The 5,042-nt window shown below is 68.7% G+C and carries 6 protein-coding genes; 4 read left to right on the top strand and 2 right to left on the bottom strand.

Going from position 1 to position 5,042, the window contains the following annotated elements; translation table 11 throughout:
• Window positions 1–134: 134 nt before the first annotated feature.
• Window positions 135–1,019, bottom strand: coding sequence for a flagellar motor protein MotB (locus tag ACLL81_RS01285; RefSeq protein ID WP_411286536.1), 885 nt, complete (start codon window positions 1,017–1,019; stop codon window positions 135–137).
• A 92-nt stretch (window positions 1,020–1,111) separates the two neighbouring features.
• Here ACLL81_RS01285 and ACLL81_RS01280 point away from each other — a divergent pair, with 92 nt between their 5' ends.
• Together ACLL81_RS01280 and ACLL81_RS01275 are read left to right on the top strand one after the other, a co-directional pair.
• Window positions 1,112–1,972, top strand: coding sequence for an NAD(P)-dependent oxidoreductase (locus tag ACLL81_RS01280; RefSeq protein WP_411286535.1), 861 nt, complete (start codon window positions 1,112–1,114; stop codon window positions 1,970–1,972).
• The gene (locus ACLL81_RS01275; RefSeq protein WP_411286534.1) at window positions 1,969–2,481 is read left to right on the top strand and encodes a GNAT family N-acetyltransferase; all 513 of its coding nucleotides are present in this window, start codon (window positions 1,969–1,971) and stop codon (window positions 2,479–2,481) included. Before ACLL81_RS01280 ends, ACLL81_RS01275 begins: the two co-directional genes overlap by 4 nt.
• Window positions 2,482–2,518: 37 nt before the next feature.
• On the opposite strand, the gene hemB is transcribed toward ACLL81_RS01275, so the two are convergent.
• A complete protein-coding gene (hemB, locus tag ACLL81_RS01270; protein WP_411286533.1) occupies window positions 2,519–3,535 on the bottom strand; it encodes a porphobilinogen synthase in 1,017 nt (338 codons plus the stop codon).
• A gap of 80 nt (window positions 3,536–3,615) precedes the next feature.
• Between hemB and ACLL81_RS01265 the strand changes: the two genes are divergently transcribed.
• Window positions 3,616–4,752, top strand: coding sequence for an isobutyryl-CoA dehydrogenase (locus tag ACLL81_RS01265; RefSeq protein WP_411286532.1), 1,137 nt, complete (start codon window positions 3,616–3,618; stop codon window positions 4,750–4,752).
• A 48-nt stretch (window positions 4,753–4,800) separates the two neighbouring features.
• Window positions 4,801–5,042, top strand: a 242-nt coding sequence (locus ACLL81_RS01260; RefSeq protein ID WP_411286531.1) for a type II toxin-antitoxin system Phd/YefM family antitoxin, incomplete at its 3' end; no start/stop codon positions are given.

Genomic DNA, 5,042 nt, shown 5'->3' with positions numbered 1-5,042 from the left:
GGGCGACGGCGCCGTCAGGAAGAACCTGAGCTGTCGTGTCGGGAAATGCTGCGTCACTGACTTGCGATCGCTTTCGAACCACTGCGCCGGATGCGATTAGGCGTCATGGCGGAGCCTGGCGCAAGACGCTTGAGCTAGAGCCCGGGATCGGGCGGCAGGACCGGCGCTTCGCGCAGCAGAACGATGGCGATCCGGCGGTTGCCGGGCAGGGCGGGATCGTCGGGATAGAGGGGTTCGGAGGTGGCCTTGCCGGACACCTGGTAGACCCGGTCGGCGTCGACGCCCGCGCCCTGCAGGACCCGCCGCGACGCATCCGCGCGGCCCGCCGACAGGGTCCAGTCGCCCTCGGCCTTGCCGCCGCCGACGTTGGCGTTGGTGTGGCCATAGACGCTGATCCGGTTGGGCAGCTGGTTGATGATCTTGGCGATCGCCCGCAGCAGCAGCTTGGCGCGGTCGTTGGGCTGGGCCGAACCCTGGTTGAACATCGAGCGGCCTTCCTGATCGACCAGCTGGATGCGCAGACCCTCGGGCGTCTGGTCGATAATGATGTTCTTCGAAAGCTCGGCCAGTTCTGGCATGTCCTGCAGCGCCTGGCGCAGGGACTGGGCGGCGGAGGCGAAAGCAGCGGCCTCGCGCTTGGCCCGGGCGGCAGCTTCCTCGGCGGACTCGGACTTCGACGCCTCAGTGCTCTTGCCCTGGTCGGGGTTGCGTGATTCGGGGGACAGCTCCTCGATCACCGCCATGGCGCCGTTGGACTTGGCGCCGTCGTCGCCGAGCGCTGTGCCGCCCAGGATGCCGCCGGAGCCGGAGGTGGTCTCCGAGACGCTGGCCGGGGCGAAATAGTCGGCGATGCCGCGCTTCTGCTCGGGCGAGGTGGTGTTGATCAGCCACATCAGGAGGAAGAAGGCCATCATCGCGGTCACGAAGTCGGCGTAGGCGACTTTCCACGCGCCGCCATGGTGGCCGGCGGCCACCTTCTTGATCCGCTTGATGACGATCGGCTGGTCGCCCACCGACATGGTTCACCCCGATTAAGCCTGTTACGGGGGGCAAGGTGCGCGACCTCTCGTTAAGATGCAGTTGCGGTCGGGGACTTCGGGAGAGTTGCGGCATGAAAGTGGCGTTCGCGGGCCTGGGCGTAATGGGTTTCCCCATGGCGGGACACCTGGCCCGCGCCGGCCATGCGGTGACGGTGTTCAACCGCAGTCCGGACAAGGCCAGCCGCTGGGTGGAGACCCATGGCGGGGCGATGGCCCGGACCGCCGCGCAGGTTGCGTCGGGCGCCGAACTGCTGGTCCTCTGCGTCGGCAATGACGATGACGTGCGCCAGGTGGTGGGCGAGGCCCTGGCCGGCCTGGCCCCCGGTGGGATCGTGGTTGACCACACCACCACCTCCGCGGTGGTGGCTCGGGAGATGGCGGAGCTGATGGCGGCCGGCGGCCGGGCCTTCGTCGATGCGCCGGTGTCCGGCGGCCAGGCCGGCGCGGAGGCGGGGCGCCTGACCATCATGTGCGGCGGCGATCCGGCGGCCTTCGTTCGCGCAGAGCCGGTGATCGGGGCCTACGCCAAGGCCACGCGGCTGATGGGCGGGCCAGGTTCGGGCCAACTCGCCAAGATGGTCAACCAGATCTGCATCGCCGGCGTGGTCCAGGGCCTGGCCGAGGGCCTGCACTTCGCCCGCCGTGCGGGGCTGGACCCCCAGGCGGTCTATGAGGCGGTCTCCAAGGGCGCGGCCCAGTCCTGGCAGATGGACAACCGCTGGGCGACGATGGCGCAGGGCAAGTTCGACTTCGGCTTCGCCGTGCACTGGATGCGCAAGGACCTTGGCCTGGTGCTGGACGAGGCGGGCCGCAATGGCGCAGCGCTCGACATGACCGCACTGGTGGACGGCTTCTACGCCGAGGTGCAGGCCATGGGCGGGCGGCGCTGGGACACCTCCAGCCTGGTGGCGCGCCTGGAGCGGCCGGCGTGAGCGGCCGTCCGATCCTGGAGACCGACCGGCTGGCCCTGCGTGAAGCCACCGAGAGCGACGCGCCCTTCGTGCTGGAGCTCCTCAACGAACGGGGCTTCATCGAGAACATCGCCGACCGCGGCGTCCGCACCCTGGGCCAGGCCCGCGCCTACATCGCCGAGCGGATCGTCGGCAGCTACGAGGCCAACGGCTTCGGCATGTGGCTGACCTGGGAGAAGGACACCGGCCAGCCGGTGGGACTGGCCGGGCTGGTCAGGCGCGAGGGCCTCGATGACCCGGACATCGGCTACGCTTTCGTCGAACGCGCCTGGGGCCGCGGTCTCGCCCAGGAAGCCGCCGCCGCCGTCCTGCGCCACGCCTGCGGGACCCTGGGAATCGAGAAGCTGACGGCCATCACCACCCCGGAGAACAGGGCCTCCATGGCGGTGCTGGAGAAGATAGGCATGAAGTTCGCGCGCATGATCCAACTGCCCGGTATCGAGGGCGAGAGCACCTACTTCACGACCTAGAAGCACATCCCTCCTCTTCAGGGGAGGGATGACGCCCCTAAGCCCCCAGCATCCGCGCCGCCCGGGGCGCGAAATAGGTGATCACGCCGGCGGCGCCGGCGCGCTTGAAGGCGCCCAGGCTCTCCAGTATCGCCCGCTCCTCGTCCAGCCAGCCGTTCTGGCCCGCCGCCATCAGCATGGCGTACTCACCAGACACCTGGAACGCGAAGGTCGGCATCGAGAAGGCGTCGACGACGCGGCGGACGATATCGAGGTAGGGCATGCCCGGCTTGACCATCACCATGTCGGCGCCCTCGGCGATATCCAGGGCCACTTCGCGCAGCGCCTCGTCGGAGTTGGCGGCGTCCATCTGGTAGGTCTTCTTGTCGGCGGGGTTGTCCACCGAGCCTGAGCCCAGCTTCCCCGAGCCGATGGCGTCGCGGTAGGGGCCGTAGAAGGCCGAGGCGTACTTGGCCGCGTAGGACATGATCATCACGTCGGTCAGGCCCTCAGCCTCCAGCGCCTGGCGCAGCGCCCCGCAGCGGCCGTCCATCATGTCGGACGGCGCGAGGATGTCGCAGCCCGCCTTCGCCTGCATCAGCCCCTGCGAGACCAGCTGCTCAATGGTGGCGTCGTTGAGGATGTGGCCGTTCTCGATCAGCCCGTCGTGGCCGTGGTCGGTGAACGGGTCGAGCGCCACGTCGCACATGATCCCCACCTCGGGCGCGGCGTCCTTCATGGCCTTCACCGCCGTGGCGATGAGGCCGTTGGGGTCGTGGGCCATGGAGCCCGCGGCGTCCTTCTTGGCGCCGTCGATGTGCGGGAAGACGGCGATGGCGGGGATGCCCAGGGCGCGGGCCTCCCTGGCCGCGGCCGCGGCGTCCTTCACCGACAGGCGGCTGACGCCGGGCATGGAGGCGACCGGGACCTGGCCTTCGCCCTCGTGCACCACCATCGACCAGATCAGGTCGGCCGGCGTCAGCACGGTCTCGCGGACCATGCGGCGGACCCAGTCGGCCTGGCGCAGGCGGCGCAGGCGCAGGGCAGGGTAGGCGGCGAGGGGCGGGTGGGTCATTGGCGGCGCTTTGAACCTTCGCGGTCGGCTGCGCAAGGCTAGCCGATTGACAGGCCGCCGCCACGGAGCCAGTTGCGAGCATGGACTTCAACCTCACCGACGACCAGCGCGCCATCGAGGACGCCGCCCGGGCGTTCGCCGCGGCGGAGTTGGCGCCCCACTCCGCCCGCTGGGACGAGGACAAGCACTTCCCGGTAGATGTGCTCCGCAAGGCCGCCCAACTGGGCTTCGCCGGTCTCTATGTGCGCGAGGACGTGGGCGGCTCGGCGCTGGGTCGTCTGGACGCCTCTATCGTCTTCGAGCAGCTCTCCTACGGTGACGTCTCCACCGCTGCCTTCATCTCGATCCACAACATGGCCTCGTGGATGATCGACCGGTTCGGCTCCGAGGATCTGCGCCAGCGCTACCTGCCGCGCCTGACCACCATGCAGCTGATCGCCAGCTACTGCCTCACCGAGCCGGGCTCCGGCTCCGACGCCGCGGCGCTGGTCACCTCCGCGAGGAAGGACGGCGACGCCTATGTCCTCAACGGGTCGAAGGCCTTCATCTCCGGCGCCGGGGTCTCGGACATCTATGTGGTGATGGCGCGGACCGGCGGGCCAGGTCCCAAGGGCATATCGGCCTTCGTGGTGGAAAAGGGGACGCCCGGTCTCTCCTTCGGGGCGCAGGAGCGGAAGATGGGCTGGAATTCCCAGCCTACCGCCCAGGTCAACCTCGACGACTGCCGTGCGCCGGCGGCCAACCGCATTGGCCAGGAGGGGGAGGGCTTCGGCTTCGCCATGGCCGGCCTCGATGGCGGCCGCATCAACATCGCGTCATGCTCCCTGGGTGGTGCGGGCCTGGCCCTGGACACCGCCAAGGCGCACCTGGAGACTCGCAAGCAGTTCGGCAATCCTCTGAAGGATTTCCAGGGCCTGCAGTGGCGCCTCGCCGACATGGCCACCGAGCTGGACGCCGCCCGGTTGATGGTGCGCCGCGCCGCCCACGCCCTGGATAACCGAGATCCGAAGGCCACCCAGTACTGCGCCATGGCCAAGCGGCTGGCCACCGACACCGGGTTCGAGGTCGCCAATCAGGCCCTGCAGCTGCACGGCGGCTACGGCTACCTGCGCGACTACCCGCTGGAGCGCATCGTCCGCGACCTGCGCGTCCACCAAATTCTGGAGGGCACCAACGAGATCATGCGGGTGATCACGGCACGCGAGCTGTTTCGGTAAGCCAAGTCGTGCTAATCTGACCACAATGGTCAGAATTGGAGTGGCGGCGTGCGCGAAGTCGGATTGCTGGAAGCCAAGACGCACCTCTCGGCTCTTGTCGCCGATGTTGAGCGCGGCGGAGAAACAATTGTCATAACGCGTCACGGCAAACCGGTGGCCGAGTTGAAGCCTTCGCGGGCGGTGGCGGGCGATCCGCAGAGGCGTCTCAGTGGTCCGGAGCTCGCCGGGCGGTTTCGCAAACTTCGGGAACGAATTTCGCGTGAGAGCCCGAAAACAGACAACCTGACGTG

This window comes from Phenylobacterium sp. (assembly GCF_046590535.1).
Classification (GTDB): domain Bacteria; phylum Pseudomonadota; class Alphaproteobacteria; order Caulobacterales; family Caulobacteraceae; genus Phenylobacterium.
This window is presented reverse-complemented; position numbering and strand designations above follow the sequence as displayed.